Here is a 19,185-nt window from a genome sequence, read left to right as displayed (position 1 = left end):
CCCTAGGCATGGCGTGAGAACGCCTCGGGCCGCGGCACGGCCAGCGGGAGGAGGGGTCGAGGCGCCGGGGCCCCGCCCACGGCCCCAACGGCGCCCACGGCCACGCTCGCGCCCACTGCCACGACCCCGCCCACGCCCATCGAGATCGACATGAGGACCACTTTGCGGGCACGAAACTGGTCCTCATGTCGATCTCGATCCGTCGGACCGAGGTGGACGGCGGCGGAGCCGAGGTGGACGGCGGCGGAGCCGGGGTGGACGGCGGCGGAGCCGGGGTGGACGGCGGCGGAGCCGAGGTGGACGGCGGCGGAGCCGAGGTGGACGGCGGCGGAGCCGAGGTGGACGGCGGCGGAGCCGAGGTGGACGGCGGCGGAGCCGAGGTGGACGGCGGCGGAGCCGAGGTGGACGGCGGCGGAGCCGAGGTGGACGGCGGCGGAGCCGGGGTGGAGGGCGGCGGAGCCGACATGGGGATGATCCCGGAGCCGATGAGCGTGCTCCCCGCCCCGGCCGCTCACCAGTCGTGCACGGAACCGTCCCGCAGCCGGTTCACCGGCAGGTAGGCGGGCACGTACTCGTACTCGGCGGCGGCCTCCTCGTCGAGCTCGACGCCCAGGCCGGGAGCCTCCCCCGGGTGCAGCATGCCGTCCTGGACGCGGTAGCCGGTGCGGAACACCGACAGGGTGTCCTCGGAGTGGGGCATGTACTCCTGGATGCCGAAGTTGTGGATCGCCAGGCCCAGGTGGAGGTGCGCTGCCATGCCCACGGGCGAGACGTCGGTGGGGCCGTGGAAGCCGGAACGGATCCCGTAGATCGCCGCGAACGACATGATCTGGCGCAGACCGGTGATGCCTCCGGCATGGGTGGCCGAGGAGCGCACGTAGTCGATCAGCCGCTCGGTGATCAGCGTCTGGTAGTCGTACACGGAGTTGAAGACCTCGCCGATGGCCAGCGGCGTCACCGAGTGCTGGCGCACCAGGCGCAGCACGCTCTGGTCCTCGCCCGGGGTGCAGTCCTCGAGCCAGAACGGGTCATAGGGCTCGAGGGACTTCGCGAGCTTCGCGGCCTCGATCGGGCTCATGCGGTGGTGCCCGTCGTGCAGGAGGCGCAGCTCGGGACCGAACTCCTCGCGCACGGCGGCGAAGACCGTGGGCAGGTGGCGCAGGTAGGCGGCGGTGTCCCAGGTCTCCTCCGTCGGCCGCATGGCGGCACCGGCCGCGGCGCGCCCCGCCGGCTCGTACTCGTACTTCCCGCCGGGCGCGGCGTCGTGCACGCCGTAGATCTGATCGAGCCCCGGGACGCCGGCCTGGATGCGCACGGCCCGGAAGCCCTGGTCGACGTAGCCGCGGACCGCCTCCTTCAGCGACTCGATGGTGGTGCCGGAGGCGTGGACGTAGGCGAGCAGCCCGGTGCGGGAGGCCCCGCCGAGCAGCTTGTACAGGGGCTCGCCGGCCTTCTTCGCGGCGATGTCCCACAGCGCCATGTCGATAGCGGCGACGGCCGCCATGGTGACCGGCCCGCGGCGCCAGTAGGGGCTGCGGTAGAGGTACTGCCAGGTCTGCTCGATCGCGGACTCGTCGCGGCCGATGAGGGTGGGGGCGACGTGGTCACGCAGGTAGGAGACGACCGCGAGCTCGCGGCCGTTGAGAGTGCCGTCGCCCCAGCCGATGTGGCCGTCCTCGGTGGTGACCTTGACGGTCACGAAGTTGCGGCCTGGGCTGGTGACGGTGACGTCGATGCGGGCGATGGTCATCGCGTGCTCTCCTGGGAGTCGGCGGGATGGGAGTCGGCGGGATGGGTGGTGGGGCGGGGATCGGTCCGGTCGAGGGAGGCGGCGTCCTCGAGCGGGCTGCCGCCGCCCCAGTGCGCGTACTCGGTGCCGCCACGGGCGGCAGGGGCGGTCTCGGGCAGGAACCGCAGCGCGATGATGCTGATGAGGATCAGCGCCGCCACGTACAGCGCCGACCAGTGGAATCCTCCGCCGCCGGCGATCAGCAGTGCGGTCGCGACGACGGTGAAGGGCCCGCTGGCGATCATCGCACCGAACTGCCACACGATCGAGACACCCGAGTAGCGGGCGTGGGCGGGGAACAGCTCGGGGAAGAAGGACGCCTGCGGGGCGTAGGTGCCGGCATGGCCCAGCGCGAGGCCGCAGATCAGCAGCACGGTGATCACCAGCAGGTTCTCGCTCTGGACGGCGTAGAACGCCGGGACCACGAGGAGCAGGTTGAGCACCGCGGCGACCAGATAGACGGGTTTGCGGCCGACCCTGTCGGTCAGCCGCCCCAGCAGCGGGATGGTGATGATCTCGCAGACGATCGCGATGATCACCGCGTCGAGAATGAGCTGGGACTCGTAGCCGTTGGTGTCCGCGTACGCGACGAGGAAGACCGTGTAGAAGGGGAACACCGCGGCTTCGACGAACTTCGTGAACATCCCGCCGAGGACCTCGCGGCGGTTGCGGGTGACCAGCTGGGCCAGGGGCGCCTTGTGCTCGGTGGCCTCCTCCTTCACGGCACGGAAGGACGTCGACTCCGGCACGCGGGTGCGGATGTACAGGCCGATGGCGACCACGACGATGCTCAGCAGGAACGGAATCCGCCAGCCCCAGCTGATGAACGCCTCGTGGTCCAGGGAGGACATCAGCACGGCGAACAGCGCGGTGGGGATGAGGTAGGCGACCGGGGACCCCAGCTGCACGAAGCTGGACCAGAAGCCGCGCCGGTGCGGGGGTGCGGCCTCGGCGGTGAGCAGGACGGCGCCGCCCTGTTCGCCGCCGACGCCGAAGCCCTGGATGAGGCGGACGATCACCAGGATCACCGCCGCCCAGATCCCGATCTGGTCGTAGGTGGGCATGAGGCCGACGGCGAAGGTGCCCAGGCCGGTCAGCAGCAGGGTGAACACGAGCGCGCGCTTGCGCCCGACCCGGTCCCCGACGTGCCCCCACACCAGACCCCCGAGGGGTCGGGCGAAGAACCCGACCGCGTAGGTCGCGAAGGCGGCGAGGGTGCCCATCAGGGGGTCGGTCTCGGGGAAGAAGATCTCGTTGAAGGCGAGGGCCGAGGCGGTGCCGTAGATGAAGAAGTCGTAGTACTCGGCGATGGTGCCGATCACGGAGGCGCCGACGGTGCGACGGAGGTCCTTCGTCGTGGTCGGTGCGCGGAGATCACTGCTGGTCATGGTGCGCTGTGGGCTTTCGGTCAGGGTCGGGAGGGTCGGAAGGTCGGAAGCGGACGGGGCGGGCTCGAGGACGGGGCCGCGAGGGCTCGGGCGTCACATCGCCGGGTTCGGGTCGGTGAGGTCGCGCCCGGCGATCTCCTTCATCCAGATCGCCGCGAACAGGGCGCAGCCGCTGAAGAACATGATGATCACGGCGACCGGGATCCACGAGCCCGTGGCGCTGACGATCGCGGCGGCGATGACCGGGGTGGCCCCGGTGGCGACGATGGCCGCGACCTCGCGCACCACACCCGTGGCCTGGTAGCGGTTCCGGGCGCCGAAGATCTCCGGCAGGGCCAGGTTCTCAATCGAGGCCAGCGACATCACGCCGATGTTGTGGATGACCACGTAACCGACGATCACCTGCCAGGTCACCCCGGAGACGATCAGGAGGACACAGGGGATCGCCACCACCATCCCCACCGCGCTCATGATCGTGTACATCCGCTTGCGGCCGAACCGGTCGCCGAGCAGCCCGATCACGGGCACGGTCACGAAGGCGACCAGGGAGGAGATGATGACGACCTCGGTAGACAGCTGCTTGTCCAGCAGGAGGAACACGGTCATGAAGGTGATCAGGTAGGTCTGGATCATGCCGGAGTTGCCGGCCTGCCCGAAGCGCAGCAGGAAGGCCACGGCGACGGACTTGACCGTCAGCGAGCGGGCCTGGGTGAACTCCTCGGCCTCCGCCGGGGCCTGCCCGGCATCGATGGTCTCCGCGTCGACCGCCTCGCCCTCGACCACGTCGTCCCGGGCTTCGAAGACCGGGCTCTCCTTGAGGTTCAGGCGCACCCACACCGCGAACACCATCACCAGCGCGCTCGCGATGAAGGGGATGCGCCAGCCCCAGTCCATCAGCTGCTGCTCGGTGACCGCCACCAGCAGCACCGCCCACACCGCCGAGGCGAACAGCGTGCCGCAGTTCGTGCCCAGCGCCACCAGGGAGGCGACCAGCCCGCGGCGCTTCACCGGCGCGTACTCGGCGAGCATGACACCGGCCCCGGAGATCTCGGCGCCGGCGCCGAAGCCCTGCAGCAGCCGCAGGAGCACGAGCAGAGCCGGCGCGAGCAGTCCGACCTGGCCGTAGGTGGGCAGCACCCCGATCAGCGTGGTGGCCATGCCCATGAGCACGATCGTGTAGAACAGGACCTTCTTGCGGCCGATCCGGTCCCCCATGCGCCCGAAGTACCAGGCGCCGACGGGGCGGGCCACATAGCCCACGCCGTAGGTGGCCATCGCGCCGATCACGGCCATGCCGGGGTTGTCGGCGGCGAAGAACACCTCGCTGAACACCAGGGCCGCGGCCAGGGAGTAGAGCTGGAAGTCCATGAACTCCAGGGCGGTGCCGAGCCAGCCGGAGACGGCGGCGCGGACCAGGTCCCCGACGGATCGCGTGGGCTGGGTCGAGGCCGCTCCGGGGGCCGTGGGGGTCTCGGGCGGGTCGGCCGACGCGTCGGTTCTCGGGTGGGTGCTCATCGTGCTCCTTCGCGCGGGCCCGTCGCCGCGGCGCGGCTCCCGGTCGTCGACGACGTCGTCGACCGATGTGGATTGCGGCAGCTCGCGGGGCCTGAGACGAACGAGAACTGCCTGATGTTTTGTATGCTGGAACGTGCGTTCCGTAGTGCGCGATCAGCATAGGCCTCCCGACCGGCCTCGGCAACGACGTCCCGCCCCTGGGACCGACGGAGAGAATGGACCCCATGACCACGACCCCCGAGACCGCGGCCTCCCCCGTCGGCAGCGTCGACAAGGCGCTGGCCCTGCTCGAGATCCTCGCCGAGGCGGGGCCCGACGGGCTGACGCTGCGCGAGATCACCGCCTCCAGCGGTCTGAACAAGGCCTCGGTGCACCGGCTGCTGCGCGCCCTGATCCATCGGGGCTTCGCCGAGCAGGTGCAGCCCGACCAGCGCTACCGTCTGGGCAGTGCCGTCCCGGTGCTGGCAGGGCGCTTCGAGCGGGGGGAGAACCTCCCGGTGCTGTTCGCCCCGGCGCTCGCGGCGATCTCGCACCGCACCCAGGAGCTGGTGCACCTGGGCCGGCTCGACGGCCCCCACGTCCTCTACCTGGACAAGGTCGAGCCCGAGCGCACGCTGCGCGTGTGGTCCAGCATCGGCAAGCGCGCCCCGGCGGCACGCACCGCCATGGGGCGGGCCCTGCTCGCGGCCGACGGGGTCCGCGGCCAGGCGCTGGACGCGTACGCCCGCGCCACCGCGGCGGAGACGGCGGAGGTGGGACAGGTGATCGCCCTCGAGCACCTCGCGGAGGTCGTCGACCGGACCGCCGCGCGCGGCTGGTCCATGGAGATCGAGGAGAACGAGACGGGCATCGCCTGCGTGGGCGTGGCCCTGGTGCGTCCGGGCGGGCGGTCGGTCTCGGTCAGCGTCACCGGGCCGATCGAGCGCATGGACGAGCGGCGGCGGGCCGGGATCGGCGACCTGCTGCGCGAGGAGCTCTCACGCCTCGCTCCGGCGGGCTTCGAGGTCGCCCCGACGGCCTGAGCGCAGCGCCATCAGGCCGCCGACGGCGGTGCCCAGCACCAGGGCCCCCACGATCACGACGAGCTGCGTGGGCATCGGGATCGCGGAACCGCCGGTGGCGACGGCGAGCACGACGATCGCGGTCCCGGTCATCACGGCCGCGACGGCGCCTGCCGCCGCGACGCCGATCTGCAGGGCTCGCACCCTGCGGCCGGCCGCGACGAGAGCGCTGACCACGAGCGCCAGCACCACGGCCTCGATCACCACCGCGGTGAGGGCCACCAGCGCGGACTGCGTGAGGGCGAACATGGACGGAAGGGCCCGCCCGGGCTCGGCGAGGCCGATCAGAGCGCAGGCGAGGATGCCGACCACGGCCGTCCCGCCCGAGCCGTCGGAGCGGATGACGATGGACACCGCAGCGACCACCGCGCACAGCAGCCCCAGCACCAGGCCGAGATCCGCGGCGGCCGTGAGGGCTTCCCCGAGACCGAGGAAATGTGCGGCGATGACGGCGAGCACGCCGATCAGGAGTCCGAGCCCGAGGGCGAGCCCCGCGCCGCTCCGCATCCGGCGCGGCGCGGCGATCACCCCGGCGGCGACGGGGAAAGCGATCGGCAGTGCGAGCATCACGGCGTTCAGGGCGGCGGCGAGCAGTTCGAGAGGGGCCAGATCGAACGACATGTCTCATCGTCTCCCGGAACCCGCCGCCGGGGGAAAGGTTTTCGCACAACCGTGATCTCCCGGCCGGCGCGTGTCGGCCGCTCGAGGTCGGCCTCGGCCCGTCTACGTCCCCGGACGTAGTCCCCGGTACGCCGCCGACGGGGTGACGCGGCCGCGCCATCGCGCCAGACTGGTCCCCCGACCACGGACGAGGGGAGCTGACGTGCCGGAGCCCGATCGCCCGCAGCGGCCGCTCCTCGCACCGGGGAGCCTGGCGCGGGATCTCGTGCCCGCCCTCCTGCTGGCCGCGCTCTGCCTGGCGACGCTCCCGGTCATCGGCCGTGCCTCGCAGCGCTGGGGCCCCGGGCCCGAGGGCCCGAGCCCGACGCCGCCGGTGCCGGAGGGGGCGACCAGCCCGGATGCCGTCGCGGCGGTGCTCGTGGCCACGGCCGCGCTGGCGCTGGTGGCACGCCGCCACCGACCGGTGACAACCCTGGTCATCGCGACCACGGCGACCACGATCTACCTGATCATCGGCTATCCGTACGGTCCGGTGCTGCTCGCCGTCGCGCTCGCCGTCCACGCCGTGGCCCGCCGGCGGCCCCCGCGCGTCGCCGCGGTGTGGGCGCTCGTCACCCTCGCCGCGCTGATGCTGCACCTGGTCACCTCCTGGTCCCTCACATCCCTCACCCACGGCATGGTCGGCCTGGTCCCGGCCGCGGCGTGGGTCGCGCTGCCCTTCTCGATCGGGCTGGCGCGCCACCTGGCCGCCGACGCGCGGAGCCGGGCCCGCGCCGACGCCGACGAACGGCTCGTGCAGGCCGAGCGGCTGCGGATCGCCCAGGAGGTGCACGACGTCGTCGGCCATGGCCTGGCCGCCATCCAGATGCAGGCGGACATCGCCCTGCACGTGCGAGACACCCGACCCGGACAGTCCGAGGAGGCGCTGCGGGCGATCAGCGCGGCGAGCGCGGAGGCTCTGGACGAGCTGCGCTCCACCCTGTCCTCGATCCGCCCCGACGGCACGGACGCCTCGCAGGACCCGGTCGCCCCCACTCCCGGGATCGCGAGGATCGGGGCGCTGTGCGAGCGGGTGCGGACGGCGGGCGTGGCGGTGGACCTCGAGATCGACCCCGCGGCGGGGCCCTTGCCGCCCGCGGCCGACGTCGCCGTCTACCGGATCGTGCAGGAGTCGCTGACCAACGTGGTCAAGCATTCCGCGCACCCGCGGGCCGAGGTGCGGATCCGCCAGGAGAGCGAGGCCGTGGAGGTCACCGTCACCAACCAGGACCTGCATCCGGCCGGGCACGAGCCCGGCTTCGGGATCTCCGGGATGCGGCACCGCGCCGCTCGCCTCGGCGGCACCCTGACCGCCGGCGCCGGCCCCGAACCGCACACCTTCCACGTCCACGCGGTCCTCCCGCTCGCCAGCCCGTCCCCCGAGGAGCAGCCATGACCTCCGTCCTGATCGTCGATGACCAGGAGCTGGTCCGGCTCGGTCTGCGTGTCCTGCTCGAGGAGACCGACGGCCTCACCCTGGCCGGGGAGGCACCCGACGGGCTCGCCGCCGTGGAGGAGGCCGCGCGGACGCGCCCGGACGTCGTCCTCATGGACATCCGGATGCCCGGGATCGACGGGCTCGAGGCGACGCGGCGGATCCTCGCGCATCCGGATCTCGAGCACACGCGGGTGATCGTCCTGACCACCTTCGAGCTCGACGAGTACGTGTTCGAGGCGCTGCGTGACGGGGCGAGCGGATTCCTGCTCAAGACCGCACCACCGGCGGATCTGGTCGAGGCGATCGCCATCGTCGCCGAGGGCGGGGCCCTGCTCGCGCCGACGGTCACGCGGACCCTGATCCGGGAGTTCACGCGCCGGGCGCCGCGGCGGGCGAACCCGCACCCACGGCTCGGCGAGCTCACCGAGCGGGAGCGGGAGGTCGTGGCGCTCGCGGCGGAAGGCCTCAACAACCAGGAGATCGCCGAGCGTCTGGTGGTCTCCCCCGCGACCGCCCGCACGCACGTCAGCCGGGCGATGATCAAGCTGGGGGCCCGCGATCGCGCCCAGCTCGTGGTGTTCGCCTACCAGTCCGGGGTGGCCTGAGCAGGGCGAGGCGGACACGCTCGAGAGAGGGTCCTCGGGCAGAGCCGCCGACCCCCTCCCGAGCGTCAGGGCTCACTTCTCGCGCAGCACCGCGCGACGGGCGCGGAACTCGTCCTCGTCGATCGCCCCCTCGGCGTACCGTTCGGCCAGGCGCCTCTCCCCGGCCCGTCGTCCTGCCGCGATCTCGCGACGGCGACGGCCGAGCACGACGGTCAGGACCACGGCGATCACGACCAGCAGCCAGAACAGCGGGATGAGGAAGAACGGGAAGGGTGGTCCCCCGCCGTCCATCCAGGGCCCCTGCTCGCCGCCGGCGACGACGATCTCGGTCAGTCCGTGGGTCAGTGTGTTCATGGTGGTGTCCTCCTCGGTGGGTACGTGCTCCCGAGACTGCCCGTCCCCGCGACGCGCGGCGTCGGTCGGCGGACGACACCTCCGCTACGCTCCCCGACGTAGCATCCTGAATCCCGGCACCGGCGGCCGGGTTCCCGGGTTGGACGGCGACGGAAGTGGCCGGGCGAATCGAGGCGCCACCTGCTGATCCGCTCGCGGCACCGCACCCCCGCCACCACACAAAGAGCAGCGCTCTCGCTCAATCGCCCAGCCAGAAGCGGTTAAGCCTTGGCAAAAAAGGTCGCGCCAGGGGGATGCGATCCGACGGATTCTCTGTAGGCTGGTTCACACCAATTTCGCGGCCGTAAGTCCTGCGGGCACGCCGCTCCCCCGACCCTGGATCGTGAGGATTCGTGTCCGCACCGCTGCGCATCGCTGCCCTGTCCGCCTGGCATGTCCATGCCGAGGAGTATGCGAGAGAAGCCCAGAACCACCCCGACACCGAGCTGGTCGCCGTCTGGGACGACGACGGCGAGCGCGGGAAGGCTCTCGCCGAGAAGGTCGGCGTCGAGTTCGTGCCCGACCTCGATGCCCTGCTGGCCCGCGAGGACCTCGACGGCGTCACCATCACCACCGCGACCACCGTGCACCGCGAGGTGATCGGCAAGGTCATCGCCGCCGGCAAGCACGTGTTCACCGAGAAGCTGCTGGCCCCCGATCTTGCGGAGTGCGATGAGCTGCTGGCGGCCGCTCGCGCCGCGGGCGTGCAGGTCACCGTGTCGCTGCCGCGCCTGGCCCACGGGTACACCGTGGCGTTGCGGGAGGTGCTCGAGGCCGGCACCCTGGGCCGGCTGAGCTACTCGCGGGTGCGCCTGGCCCACAACGGCTCGACCGGCGACTGGCTTCCGGCCCGCTTCTACGATCCGGCCGAGGCCGTCGGCGGGGCGTTCAGCGACCTCGCCGCCCATCCCGCCTATCTCACCCAGCTGATCCTGGGCACCGACGTCACGGTCGCCTCGGCCACCTACACCGACATGACCGGCCGCGGCGTCGAGGACAATGCGGTCGTCACCGTGACCAGCCCCGACGGGGCGATCGGCGTCGTCGAGACCGGCTTCGTGACCCCCTCCAGCCCCTTCTCCATCGAGGTCCAGGGCACCGCAGGCACCCTGACCCACGGGCTCGGCGCCGATGGCGGCATGGTCCTGGACACCGGTGACGGGCCCGCCCCCGTCGAGGTCCCGGCCGACGCCCCGAATCCCTTCGCCCAATGGGTCCAGGCGATCCACAGCGGCGAGGAGACCACCGAGAACCTCGAGCGTGCCCGGGCGCTGACCGCACTGGTCATCGCCGCCAACACCGCCGCCGCCTGAGGCCGGACGGCGCCCGAGGCGACGGCCGCACGTTCCACGCACCCTGCGTCACCCGGTGCTTCCCACGTGCCAGGTGCCGCTGACCCCGACCCGCGAACACCCCGAACTCACCCGCTCCACCTTTCCGAGGAGAACCCCCATGACCAGCACCATCCAGTCCCCCGTCCGCATCGGCATCATCGGCGGCGGCGGCATCGCCAACGCCCACCTGAAGGGCTACGCCCAGATCCCCGACCGCGTCACGATCGCCGCGATCGCCGACGCCAGCGAGGAGACCCTCGCCGCGCGCGTCGAGGAGACCGGGGCGACGGGCTACAGCGACTTCACCGAGATGGTGAAGGATCCGAACGTCGACGCTGTCGACATCTGCCTGCCCCACCACCTGCACACCCCCGCCATCGTCGCGGCCGCCGAGGCCGGCAAGCACATCCTGTGCGAGAAGCCGCTGTGCCTGACCCCCGAGGAGGCCACGACGGTCTCCAAGGTGATCGAGAAGTCCGGCGTGACCCTCATGTGCGCCCACAACCAGCTGTTCATGCCGGCCGTGGCCAAGGCCAAGGAGGTCATCGACTCCGGCGCCCTGGGTCAGGTCTACGAGGTCCGCACCACGGACTCCTTCTTCAACGACTTCGACCCGGAGTCGATGGGCTGGCGCGGGGTCACGGCCACCTCCGGCGGCGGCGAGCTGATCGACACCGGCTACCACCCCACCTACCTGATGCTGCACCTGGCCGGTGCGACCCCGGTCAGCGCCTTCGCGATGCTCTCGACCCACCGCCTGAAGTTCATGGAGGGCGAGGACTCGGCGCAGGTGCTGGTGCGCTTCGACAACGGCGCGGTGGGTCAGATGGTCACCTCGTGGGCCTATGCGGCCGCACCCGGGACCGACCGGTTCTCCGCCGTCGGCGAGAAGGGCTCGCTCAGCTCGGACGGCTCGACCCTGAAGGTGCAGCTGCGCGGCGAGGAGGTGCAGGTCTTCGAGCACGAGCAGGTCGACACCTTCGCCGCCGAGATCGCGCACTTCGTCGACGTACTCACCACCGGCGGGCGTCCGCTGAACAACCAGGTCGAGGGCGTCAGCGTGCTCGGAGTGATCCTCGCGGCCTACGAGTCCTCGAAGACCGGTCAGGTCGCGGACGTCATCAGCCTCTGACCCGGCTCCGGCGCGCGCCTCGATGATGCGGCCCCAGGACCGATGTTTCGCGCATCATCGGTCCTGGGGCCCCTTCTCTGGGGCTCCCACGTCGATTCCTCGGCGCCCACCGAGAGAGAGGCCCTCGCCTCGTGACCCCCTCTGACCCACCCGGTGGCGCGCCCGGCGACGCTCAGCGCGGGGCGCCCGTTCCGGCATCGCCGCCCGGGGTCCCGTACCGCACCCTGATCTGGCTCGCGGTCGCGACCTTCACCACCGGCATCGACGGATACGTCCTGGCCGGTCTGCTGCCGGACATCGCCTCGGATCTCGAGGTCACCGCGGCCCTGGCCGGGCAGCTGGTCTCGGCCTTCGCCCTCACCTCGGCCGTCGCCGGTCCGGTGCTCGGGGCGACCACCAGCGGGTGGGAGCAGCGCCGCACCATCATGGTCGCGCTGACGACCTTCGTCCTCGGCAACCTGCTCACCGCGATCGCCCCGAGCTACTCACTGGCCCTGGGCGGGCGAGTGCTCGCGGCGCTCGGTGCCTGCCTCCTTGGGGCGGCGGTGACGGGGTACGTGGTCCACCTGGTCCCCGAGCGCCACCGCGGGCGGGCGCTGTCGTTCGTCCTCGGCGGGTGGATGACCGCCACCGCGCTCGGGGTCCCCGTCGGGCTGATCCTGGGCCAGTCCAGCTGGCGCCTGCCCCTGGTGCTCGTCTCCGTCGTCGGCGCGATCGCCCTGCTGGGGATCGGTCTGCGCCTGCCGCCGCTGCGCTATCCCTCCTCCTCCCTCGGTGCTCGCCTGCGCCCGCTGGCCCAGCCCCGCCTGGTGGCAGGTCTGCTGGTCTCCACCGGAGTGCTGTGCGCGAGCTACACCTGCTTCACCTATGCCGTGCTGATCCTGCAGCCCACGCATCGAGCCGGCTGGATGATGATCGTGATCATGTGCGGCTACGGGCTGGCGAGCATGCTCGGCAACGCCGTCACGGGGCGGCTGGTGGACCGCTACTCCCCCGTGCGCGTGCTCACCGTGATCCTCACGGCCCTGCTGGTCGATGCGCTCTTCGGAGCACTCGCACTCTCGCTCGCAGCCCCGATGGCGGTGGCGGTGCTGAGCGTGGTCTGGTTCCTGCTGGCGGGCATCGGCAACGGCGGCCACGCGGTCCCGCAGCAGGCCCGACTGGCAGGGATGGCTCCGGCGTCGGTCGCCGTGGTCATGGCCCTGAACGCGAGCGCGATCTCGCTGGGCAGCGCTCTCGGCGGCGGCGTCGGCGGGCTCGCCCTGGCGACAGGCCTCACCCCGGGCCACCTCCCGCTGATCACGGCGGCGGTCCTCGCCCTCACGCTCCCGCTGCATCTGCTGGTGGCGCGGTGGTCGCGGACGGGAGCGGGGGCGCGCCCGGCGTGACCGCGGGGGCCTGGCGGTCGTTTCCTTCAGGGGCCTCACCGGCGCCCACGGAGTACGACCTCCGGGGCGACCTGGCTGACCGACGGCATCCCCGCACGTCCGAGCTCGGTGCTTGCGGGGATGCCGTCGGGCGTTTCACGCCCGATGCGCCCACAGGTCCCGCAGCAGTGCGATCTCGGCGAGGTGATGGATGAGCTCGCGGTGGATGTGAGCGACGAGGGTGGCGCGGGAGTACTCGGCCCACGGTCCCTCCGCCTCGCCGACGGCAACCTGCAGGTCCTCCTCGTTCCAGGAGCGCACCCCGGCGATCCACCGCTCGTACTCCGCGTCGAACTGCTCCAGGGCCTCCGCCGCGGTGGCGGCGTAGCTCCAGGTCATGTAGTCCGCGGGCGGGCCACCGAAATGCGAGTGGCTCCTCGCGCCGAGGACCCCGACGATGATGTGCCCCAGCCGCCACGCGATGGTGGTCAGCGGGGTCGGGTCGGGCTCGGGGAACTCGAAGTCGATGACCACGTCCCCGGCGCCGCCCTGGATCGCGGTGGGCGGGGCCTGCCCCTCGGACACGCGCGGGTGGACGGTCCAGGCGGAGCCGTCCGGGGTCGGGTCGTAGAAGTACTCCTCGTCGCTCAGCCCCTCCAGGCGCGGCCGGAGGTGCTCACGGACGTGGTACTCGATCTGGTCGAGGAGCACGGTGGGCAGGTCACCATCCTTTCCCGGGGCGAGGTCGGGCGTGGTGGGGGTGTCGCTGCTGGTCATGGCGTAACTCCTGGTTCTCGTGAGCGTGCGGGTTCTTCCTGTGGCGCGATCTCCGCGCCCGGATGTCATCGGGGAAGACGGACCGGATCGACAGGGATCACTCGTGGTCGATCAGGATGGAGTCGGATCGAGCCGGGTCCGGTCTCGCCGGTGGGTCACCACCCCGCGGGCGGCCACTCCTGTCCGTCGGCCAGGGCGTTGAGCTCATAGGCACCCTTGCCGTCGATGCTCTCGCGCAGGATGTCGGCATGCCCGGCGTGTCGGGCGTTCTCCTCGATCTGGTGGAGGGCGTACCAGCGCACGCTCCACAGCTGCCGCCCCTCGAACCAGGGCTGGTCGGGGTACGGCCCCTCCGTCTCCGGATCCGCAGCGCGGAGGACCGCGCCGAGTCGCTCCCCGGCCTGGTGGAGCTCGGCGATGAGCGACTCCGCAGTGTCCTCCTCCCGCACGGCCTCGGGGGAGATGGTGCCCTCGGCCTCGTACTGGGCCGGCGTGCGCTCGGGCTCGCTGCCCTCCTCCGGCGCGGCGGCGATATGCGCCACCGCACCCTCCGTGATGAGGATGGCGTGACGCGCGAGCGCGCCGAGGCTCATCGCCGAGGCGGTCGGGACCTGACGGATCTGCTCGGGGCTCAGCCCATGGAGGGTGGTCGCGATCTGGTCGAGCTGCTGGCCGGCGAAGGTCGCGAGGCTGTCGAGCTCATCGGTGGTCTGTGCGGTCAGGAACGGCATCATGCTCTCCTTCGATCGGTGCGTGCACGGCGAGCATCCTCCGTGCAGCCGCTGAGGGACCGGGCCGGTCGGCCGTCGTCCGTGCTGTCGGATCACACTCTTCCGAGCCAGGCGGACAGATTCTGTCCTCAAAGTGGGACAGACTGTCACCCATGAGCGACGTGACCACGAGAGCCCTGCGATTGCTCGCGCTGCTGCAGTCGCGCACCGTCTGGACAGGCCCGGAGCTGGCCGCCGAGCTGGCCGTGACGGTGCGGACGGTGCGGCGCGACGTCGACCGGCTGCGCGAGATGGGGTACCCGGTGCTGACGTCGGCCGGCCACGGCGGCGGCTACCAGCTCGGCGCGGGCAGGGAGCTGCCGCCGCTGCTGCTCGGCGCGCGCGAGGCCGTCGCGGTCGCCGTCGGCCTGCGCCTGACCGCCACCTCCGGTCTCGAGGGGCTCGACGCCGACGCCCTGCGCGCGCTCGCCGCCCTGGACCGGGTCCTGCCGCCGGAGGTCCGCTCGGAGGTCACCGCGGTGGCCGACGCGATGGGAGTGGTCGCCCGTCCCGTGCCCGCCGCCCGGTCGGAGGTCCTGCTCGCCCTGGCCACAGCCGTGCGCGACGCCCTGCGGGTGCGGGTGGACTACGAGCGCGGTGACGGCGAACGCTTCGAACGCCGTCTCGAACCCCGCCGGGTGGTCTCGATCGACGGGCACTGGTACCTGTTCGCCTGGGACCTCGACCGCGAGGACTGGCGCACCTTCCGGCTGGACCGGATGCACGCGGTGCATCCGAGCACTTTCCGCATCACCCCGCGCCCGACCCCGGACATCGAGGCCACCGTGCGCGCCTCCATCACCCACGGCGCCTACCCGCAGAAGGCGACGGTGCGCCTGCACGCGCCCTACGAGGAGATCGCCCACCGGGTCCCGCCACGGACGGCGACCGTCACGCCAGAGAGCGAGGAGACCTGCCTCCTAAGCGCCGGCGCCGACGACCTGGATTGGATCGCGATGCATCTGCTCGCGCTGGGAGCGGCCGTCGAGGTGCTCGATCCTCCGGAGCTGATGGACGTCTTCGCGCGGATCGGCGAGCAGGCCGCCCGGGCGACCCTCGCCGGATCCTGAGTGCTCAGATCAGCAGCAGGGCGAGGGCGGAGCCGACGGTGAGCACCAGCACCGCGGTCTCGAACACCCGCTGCGGGATCCGTCGGGCGATCTTCGCACCGCAGAAGGCGCCGATCAGGACGATCGGCACCAGCATCACGTCCATGACCAGCGTGTCCCGCGTGATCAGACCGAGGCCCGCGGAGAACGGCAGTTTGAGCACGTTGACGATCGCGAAGAACCAGGCGGAGGTCCCCAGGAACGTCAGCACCGGCATCCGCATCGCGTAGAAGTACATCGACATCACCGGCCCGCCCGCGTTGGCGACCATCGTGGTGAAGCCTCCCAGCGCCCCGTACGCAGCACGGCTGAGCGCGGTGGAGAGTCGGGAGGGCGGCGGTTGTGTCCTCGCCGGGTGGTCCTCGGCCGAACTGGTCGCGGCTGCTCCCGTGCCCGTTTCGCCCGCCGACGGCTGCGCGGCCTCAGGCGCCAGGGCCTTGATCCGGGCGGCCCGACGACGCCAGACGGTCACGGCGATCAGGGCCAGCAGGATCACGCCGATGGTGGTGCGCACGGTCTCGCCGCCGACGGTCGCGAAGAAGATCGTGCCGAGCACGACGCCGATCAGCACGCTGGGGATCAGCCGCACCAGGGTGCGCACGTCGGGTTCGCGCCGGTAGACCCACAGCGCGGTCGCATCGCCCACCATGAGCAGGAGCAGCAGTGCGGCGGTGGACTCCTTGGCGGGCAGGGCCAGGGCGAACAGTCCGACGGCGATGGTTCCTCCCCCGGGCATCGCCGTCTTCGACAGGCCGACGACGAAGGCACCCACCGCCACCAGCAGCCAGGTGGCCGTGGCGAGGGCGGGGATCTGGGAGGCGAGGTCGGGCACGGCAGACGAAACTACCAGCGCCGCTCACCGGCCCGCGGCCCGGTCCGTGCGTCAGGTCGCCACTCGCACGCTCACCCGCTGCGCGGCAACGGAGGCGGGTTCGGCTCCGGACGCGGGCCCGGACGCGGGCCCCACATCGAGATCGACATGGGGACCACGTTCCCGGCCACAAAGTGGTCCCCATGTCGATCTCGGTTGAGGGAGCTGGCCGGAGCCGTGAGATCAGGCCGGGGCCGAGGGGCAGGCCGGGGCCGAGAGGTCGAGACGCGGCCAGGCCGGACCGGGGCGAGCGCCGCCTCAGGCGATCCAGGAGGTCTCGACCGTCTCCGTCCCCTCTGCCGCGGCCCGGGAAGCGCCGATGACCAGTGCCATCGCGGCGGCACCGGGATCGATGACTCCCTCCGAGGCCTCGCCGACGTAGCTGGCCCGTCCCCGGCGGGCGGTGGTCTCGGCGGTGGATCTTGCGGCGTCGACGGCGGCCTGCTCGGCGGCACCGAACGCGGCGGCTGCATCCTTCCCCGCCTCGAGCGCCTCGCGCAGCGCGGCCACGGCCGGGTCGAGGGCGTCGACCATGGTCTTGTCGCCGACCTTCGCCTCCCCGTACTTCTGCACGGTGGCCTGCCCGGCAGCCAGGGCGTCGCCGAACTGCGCAGGAGTGGGGCCACCCTGTTCCGAGGCCGGGTCGCCGCCCCCGGTTCCCGGGGACTGCGCATCGGCAGCCTTGGCGAGGTCGCGGAAGAACATGCCGAACAGGGGGCCGCTGGTGCCGCCGACGCCCAGCCAGGCCATGTACAGCGCGGTGAGCCACTCGCGGTAGCCGTCGGGGTCGTCGTCCTCGACGTTCTTCTTCAGCAGCGTCATGGCGGTGCGGATGTTGGTGCCGAAGTCGCCGTCACCGGCGCGACGGTCGAGGTCGCCGAGGGCGTCGGCGGATCCGCTCAGCGCCTCGCGCACGCGGGTGACAAAGGCGCGACCGAAGTCGTCGGGCAGGGTGCTGGTGGTGGTCATGGCAGGGCTCCTTACCAGGTCAGGGCCGGGGTGCGGACGGGTGCGTCCCAGAGACGGCGCAGCTCGTCGTCCAGCGGCATCAGCGTGATCGAGACGCCGTGCATGTCGAGGCTGGTGACGTAGGGGCCGACGAGCGAACGGCTGATCGTGAGGCCGGCGCCGTCGAGCCGATGGTGCAGGGCGCGGGCGACGAGATTCAGCTCGAGCGGGTAGGTGGAGCCCAGGCCGTTGACGATCGCGACGACCTCCTGTCCGCGCCCCAGCTCGAGCTCGTCCAGCAGCGGGTCGACCAGCAGGTCCGTGAGACCGTCGGCATCGGTGAAGGGCACGCGCTGCGCGGCCCGCTCCCCGTGGATGCCGACGCCGAGCTCGACCTCGTCGTCGCCGAGGGTGAACTGAGGCTGCTCGTCGCCGGGGTGGGTGCCGGCAGAGAGCGCGAGGCTCATGGTGCGGGCCGACGCGGCCGCGCGGCGGCCGATCGCGGCGACCTCGGCCAGGCTCGCGCCCTCCTCGGCGGCCGCCCCGCACACCTTCTCGACGATGACGGTGGCGGCGGTGCCGCGGCGACCGGGTCCGTCCTCGTCGCCGGTGTCAGTGGCGAGATCGTCGTCGACCAGCACGATCTCGGTGTCGAGGGCGTCATCCCCGGTGATCTCACCGGCGATCCGGAAGTTCAGCACGTCCCCGGTGTAGTTCTTGACGATCTGGACGACGCCGCGCCCGGAATCGGCGGCCTTGGTGGCCTCGAGGACCTGCAGGGCCGTCGGGCTGGCGAAGACGGCGCCGGCGACCGCGACATCGAGCATCCCGGGGCCGACGAACCCGGCGTGCAGCGGCTCGTGGCCGGAACCGCCGCCCGAGACCAGGCCGACCTTGTCCCGGGCGGGCTCGGCGCGAGTGAGGAAGCGGTGCTCGGCGTTCAGCGCGAGCATCGTCGGGTGGGTGAGGGCGAGGCCCTCGAGGGCCTGCGGGATCAGCTCGTCCGGATCGTTGAGGATGCTGCGACGCATGGGCGCTCCTTCCGCGGAGGTGAGGTGCGCCCAGGCTACGCCGCGCGGGGCACCCGGTCTGCGGGACCTTCGGCGCCGCGGCCCGCGCGATATCTGGGGGGCCTGCTCCCGGCGGGACGGTACCTGCGGCCACCGGCTCCCGGCGAGGTCGGCGTCGGGCCGGTTCCCGGCGAGTGACTCCCCCGTCGCGGCCGGTTCCCGGCGCGTGCCGATCCTCATGGCCTATGGTCCTGGCCATGCGACTCCTCCTGATCCGTCACGGCCAGACCCCGAACAACGTCCTCGGTGCGCTGGACACCGCGCGGCCGGGCGCAGGGCTGACCGAGCTGGGCAGGGAGCAGGCCCGGGCGGTGCCCGAGGTGCTGGCCGCCGAGCGGATCGCCGCGCTGCACGTCTCCGCGCTCGTGCGCACCCAGCAGACCGCCGCTCCCCTGGCGGCCGAGCGGGGGCTCACCGCCCAGGTCACCGAGGGTCTCGAAGAGATCTCAGCCGGGGACCACGAGATGGGCCGCGCTCACGAATCGGTCGCCGCCTACCAGGAGAACCTCGTGCGCTGGGGTGACAGCGACTTCGACCATGCGATCCCGAGCGGCGAGGACGGGCACACCTTCTTCGGCCGCTACTCGTCGGCGCTGCGCGCGATCGCCGCGGAGCACCCGGAGGACGCCACGGTCGCCGTGGTCAGCCACGGCGCCGCGATCCGCATCTACGCCACGATCGCCGCCGGTCTCCCCCTGGAGACCCTCGATGACCAGCCGCTGTACAACACGGGCATGGTGGTGCTGACCGGGCATCCCGACCGCGGCTGGGAACTGAGCACTTGGATCAACGACCCGGTCGGCGGCGCGCAGCTAAGGGGCGACACCAGCCACGACGTCACTGCCGACGACACCACCGACGCGGTGGGGACGGAGACCCAGGACTACACCTCGACCTCGGAGTGACCTGCTCACACGCAGCGATCGGGGAAGCGCAAGGATCGCGGGACCCGACGACC

19 protein-coding genes are annotated in these 19,185 nt (G+C 72.0%); 8 read left to right on the top strand and 11 right to left on the bottom strand.

What is annotated here, in order from left to right:
- Positions 1–2: 2 nt before the first annotated feature.
- The 4 genes from JOF43_RS04595 to JOF43_RS04580 all read right to left on the bottom strand — a co-directional run bounded on the left by JOF43_RS04595 (position 3) and on the right by JOF43_RS04580 (position 4,692).
- Entirely contained in the window at positions 3–515 is a 513-nt protein-coding gene (locus tag JOF43_RS04595; RefSeq protein WP_209899748.1) for a hypothetical protein, read from the bottom strand.
- On the bottom strand, positions 512–1,750 hold the full coding sequence (gene manD, locus JOF43_RS04590; RefSeq protein WP_209899745.1) for a D-mannonate dehydratase ManD: 1,239 nt from the start codon (positions 1,748–1,750) through the stop codon (positions 512–514). Before manD ends, JOF43_RS04595 begins: the two co-directional genes overlap by 4 nt.
- Complete coding sequence (locus tag JOF43_RS04585; protein WP_209899742.1) at positions 1,747–3,177, bottom strand: MFS transporter; 1,431 nt, start codon at positions 3,175–3,177, stop codon at positions 1,747–1,749. Before JOF43_RS04585 ends, manD begins: the two co-directional genes overlap by 4 nt.
- A 93-nt stretch (positions 3,178–3,270) precedes the next feature.
- Entirely contained in the window at positions 3,271–4,692 is a 1,422-nt protein-coding gene (locus tag JOF43_RS04580) for an MFS transporter (protein WP_209899739.1), read from the bottom strand.
- 224 nt (positions 4,693–4,916) lie between these two features.
- Between JOF43_RS04580 and JOF43_RS04575 the strand changes: the two genes are divergently transcribed.
- Positions 4,917–5,714: an IclR family transcriptional regulator gene (locus tag JOF43_RS04575; RefSeq protein ID WP_245354012.1), complete on the top strand. Its 798-nt coding sequence runs from the start codon at positions 4,917–4,919 to the stop codon at positions 5,712–5,714.
- On the opposite strand, the gene JOF43_RS04570 is transcribed toward JOF43_RS04575, so the two are convergent.
- A complete protein-coding gene (locus JOF43_RS04570) occupies positions 5,670–6,374 on the bottom strand; it encodes a hypothetical protein (RefSeq protein WP_209899734.1) in 705 nt (234 codons plus the stop codon). The genes JOF43_RS04575 and JOF43_RS04570 overlap by 45 nt on opposite strands.
- 202 nt (positions 6,375–6,576) lie before the next feature.
- Between JOF43_RS04570 and JOF43_RS23120 the strand changes: the two genes are divergently transcribed.
- Together JOF43_RS23120 and JOF43_RS04560 are read left to right on the top strand one after the other, a co-directional pair.
- A complete protein-coding gene (locus JOF43_RS23120; protein WP_209899731.1) occupies positions 6,577–7,809 on the top strand; it encodes a sensor histidine kinase in 1,233 nt (410 codons plus the stop codon).
- Positions 7,806–8,456 carry a response regulator gene (locus JOF43_RS04560; RefSeq protein ID WP_209899728.1) on the top strand — a complete coding sequence of 217 codons (651 nt, stop codon included), beginning with the start codon at positions 7,806–7,808 and terminating at the stop codon, positions 8,454–8,456. The genes JOF43_RS23120 and JOF43_RS04560 overlap by 4 nt, the downstream gene beginning before the upstream one ends.
- Positions 8,457–8,528: 72 nt before the next feature.
- Here the strand turns inward: JOF43_RS04560 and JOF43_RS04555 are convergent, their stop codons facing one another.
- On the bottom strand, positions 8,529–8,810 hold the full coding sequence (locus JOF43_RS04555) for an SHOCT domain-containing protein (protein WP_209899725.1): 282 nt from the start codon (positions 8,808–8,810) through the stop codon (positions 8,529–8,531).
- A gap of 392 nt (positions 8,811–9,202) precedes the next feature.
- On the opposite strand from JOF43_RS04555, the gene JOF43_RS04550 reads away from it, so the two are divergent.
- From JOF43_RS04550 to JOF43_RS04540, 3 genes are all read left to right on the top strand, one after another.
- Positions 9,203–10,162 (top strand): Gfo/Idh/MocA family protein, encoded by a 960-nt coding sequence (locus JOF43_RS04550; RefSeq protein ID WP_209899723.1) that lies wholly within the window; start codon positions 9,203–9,205, stop codon positions 10,160–10,162.
- Between the two features lie 139 nt (positions 10,163–10,301).
- Positions 10,302–11,315: a Gfo/Idh/MocA family protein gene (locus tag JOF43_RS04545; RefSeq protein ID WP_209899720.1), complete on the top strand. Its 1,014-nt coding sequence runs from the start codon at positions 10,302–10,304 to the stop codon at positions 11,313–11,315.
- A gap of 131 nt (positions 11,316–11,446) precedes the next feature.
- On the top strand, positions 11,447–12,703 hold the full coding sequence (locus JOF43_RS04540; RefSeq protein WP_209899717.1) for an MFS transporter: 1,257 nt from the start codon (positions 11,447–11,449) through the stop codon (positions 12,701–12,703).
- Positions 12,704–12,838: 135 nt separating this feature from the next.
- On the opposite strand, the gene JOF43_RS04535 is transcribed toward JOF43_RS04540, so the two are convergent.
- Together JOF43_RS04535 and JOF43_RS04530 are read right to left on the bottom strand one after the other, a co-directional pair.
- Positions 12,839–13,459, bottom strand: a complete 621-nt coding sequence (locus JOF43_RS04535) for a DinB family protein (protein ID WP_209899714.1) — start codon at positions 13,457–13,459, stop codon at positions 12,839–12,841.
- 155 nt (positions 13,460–13,614) lie between these two features.
- The gene (locus JOF43_RS04530) at positions 13,615–14,193 is read right to left on the bottom strand and encodes a mycothiol transferase (RefSeq protein WP_245354011.1); all 579 of its coding nucleotides are present in this window, start codon (positions 14,191–14,193) and stop codon (positions 13,615–13,617) included.
- A 149-nt stretch (positions 14,194–14,342) separates the two neighbouring features.
- Between JOF43_RS04530 and JOF43_RS04525 the strand changes: the two genes are divergently transcribed.
- The gene (locus tag JOF43_RS04525; RefSeq protein ID WP_209899711.1) at positions 14,343–15,299 is read left to right on the top strand and encodes a helix-turn-helix transcriptional regulator; all 957 of its coding nucleotides are present in this window, start codon (positions 14,343–14,345) and stop codon (positions 15,297–15,299) included.
- A 4-nt stretch (positions 15,300–15,303) separates the two neighbouring features.
- Here the strand turns inward: JOF43_RS04525 and JOF43_RS04520 are convergent, their stop codons facing one another.
- The 3 genes from JOF43_RS04520 to JOF43_RS04510 form a co-directional block, all read right to left on the bottom strand.
- A complete protein-coding gene (locus JOF43_RS04520) occupies positions 15,304–16,170 on the bottom strand; it encodes a sulfite exporter TauE/SafE family protein (RefSeq protein WP_209899709.1) in 867 nt (288 codons plus the stop codon).
- Between the two features lie 297 nt (positions 16,171–16,467).
- Positions 16,468–17,178 (bottom strand): DAK2 domain-containing protein, encoded by a 711-nt coding sequence (locus JOF43_RS04515; RefSeq protein ID WP_209899707.1) that lies wholly within the window; start codon positions 17,176–17,178, stop codon positions 16,468–16,470.
- A gap of 11 nt (positions 17,179–17,189) precedes the next feature.
- Complete coding sequence (locus tag JOF43_RS04510; RefSeq protein ID WP_209899704.1) at positions 17,190–18,188, bottom strand: dihydroxyacetone kinase subunit DhaK; 999 nt, start codon at positions 18,186–18,188, stop codon at positions 17,190–17,192.
- Positions 18,189–18,424: 236 nt separating this feature from the next.
- Between JOF43_RS04510 and JOF43_RS04505 the strand changes: the two genes are divergently transcribed.
- Positions 18,425–19,132 (top strand): histidine phosphatase family protein, encoded by a 708-nt coding sequence (locus JOF43_RS04505; RefSeq protein WP_209899701.1) that lies wholly within the window; start codon positions 18,425–18,427, stop codon positions 19,130–19,132.
- Positions 19,133–19,185 lie beyond the last annotated feature (53 nt).

Source organism: Brachybacterium sacelli (assembly GCF_017876545.1).
Classification (GTDB): Bacteria; Actinomycetota; Actinomycetes; order Actinomycetales; family Dermabacteraceae; genus Brachybacterium; species Brachybacterium sacelli.
Note: the sequence above shows the minus strand (reverse complement) of the source record. Positions and strands in the feature narration are given on the sequence as shown.